We start from the raw sequence: 1,529 nt of genomic DNA on the forward strand, positions 1-1,529 counted from the left end.
CCAGTTAAGACCAGGGGCTGTTTGATCTCGCCGGAGATCTCCACCTTCTTGCCGATGATGTACGGCGATCCAGGAACGAATTTCAGCTTCTTTTTTCCTTCAACCAGAGTCACATTTCCATAGACTTGTGCAGTATTGCCTACCTGATTCAGAGGAATGGTGAAATTGTTGGGCTCAAGGTCGACCAGGATAGCGCCGCTTCCATCGTCTACAATAATCCAGCAGCCTCTCATGCCGCACTCTTGAGTGATATTTCCTTAGATGCTGACAGCGCTTTTAATATTAGCAGAGCTGTTGTTCAATGCATCTGAGAGGTGATTAGCTCCTTCTCCTGTTTTTCCAGGTCCTTTTGCATCTCTTCGCTGAAACGGGCCAGGAGCTTGGAGCGGAGGATTATGTAATCCTGGCTCACGAAAAGGCTCTGCCTCTTTCTAGGCCTGGAAAAGGGCACTTTCACGACCTCTTTTATCTTTCCGGGAGTGGGCGTCATGACCACAACCTTATCCGAGAGCAAGATGGCTTCATCTACATCGTGAGTGACAAAGAGCACGGTCTTTCTTTTTGCGTCTTTAGACCACAAACGAACCAGGAGGTCCTGCATGAATACCCGGTTGAGCGAATCCAAAGCTCCAAAAGGCTCATCCATCAGAAAGATCTCCGGATTCATGGCGAACATCCTGGCAATGGCCAGGCGCTGGCGCATTCCTCCGGAGAGAGTATTTGGGTATTTGTGGCGGAAGCTGGACAGCCCTACGACATCAAGATATCGATTGGCTATTTCAAGCGACTCATCCTTATCGGTTCTCGCCCATGAATGCTCTACAGCAAAACGCACGTTTTCCAGAGCGCTCATCCAGGGAAAGAGAGAATAATCCTGGAACACCATGCCTCGATCAGGCCCAGGACCGCAAATCTCGTGGCCGTCGATGAGTACCTGGCCGCTGGAGGGGGTGCGTAGACCTGCCACGAGGTCAAGCAGAGTGCTTTTTCCACAACCGCTTGGGCCGATCAGCGAGACAAAATCGCCATCCTCAATGTTGAGGTTGATGTTATGCAGCGCAGTTGTTCTTTTTCCGTTGGTCCCATAGGAGACGGTGATATCCTTCAGCCCTAATCTTGCCATAAGTGAGCTCCTTTGCCTGTGATTAGGGATTTGTGATGTAAATGCTTTGAGAATCGAGCAAAAGCTGCCGCTAAAATAGGGCTTAATAGATGACGCATGAGAACTCATCGTGTTTTAAAAAGACTGTCTGCTGTACATCCTCCCCCTCGCCTCCTTGAAAATTGGATCAATTAGCCCGCTTTCTCGTACAGGAACTACCAGCCCCGAACCTACAGAACGTCTCCCTCTGGAATTAATGTCGCATCAAGACCCTTCATGGCTGCACCAAGACCTTTAGAAACCTGGGCCAGGAGTTCCGGATTATCAAAATTATGCACTGCCTGGACGATTGCCTTTGCCATTGCCTCTGGCTCCTCAGACTTGAAGATCCCTGAACCCACGAATACACCATCAGCTCCAAGCTGCA

Annotated in this window: 3 protein-coding genes; all 3 read right to left on the bottom strand. The window is 49.8% G+C overall.

Annotated elements, in window-relative coordinates; genetic code table 11:
- Positions 1 to 233: hypothetical protein (locus tag GX466_09045; GenBank protein NLH94341.1), on the bottom strand; the 233-nt coding region annotated here is incomplete at its 3' end.
- 65 nt (positions 234 to 298) lie between these two features.
- Entirely contained in the window at positions 299 to 1,123 is an 825-nt protein-coding gene (locus GX466_09050; protein NLH94342.1) for an ABC transporter ATP-binding protein, read from the bottom strand.
- A 209-nt stretch (positions 1,124 to 1,332) separates the two neighbouring features.
- A partial coding sequence (locus GX466_09055) for a pyridoxal 5'-phosphate synthase lyase subunit PdxS (protein NLH94343.1) occupies positions 1,333 to 1,529 on the bottom strand: 197 nt, incomplete at its 5' end.

Source organism: Candidatus Cloacimonadota bacterium (assembly GCA_012516855.1).
Lineage (GTDB): Bacteria > Cloacimonadota > Cloacimonadia > Cloacimonadales > Cloacimonadaceae > Syntrophosphaera.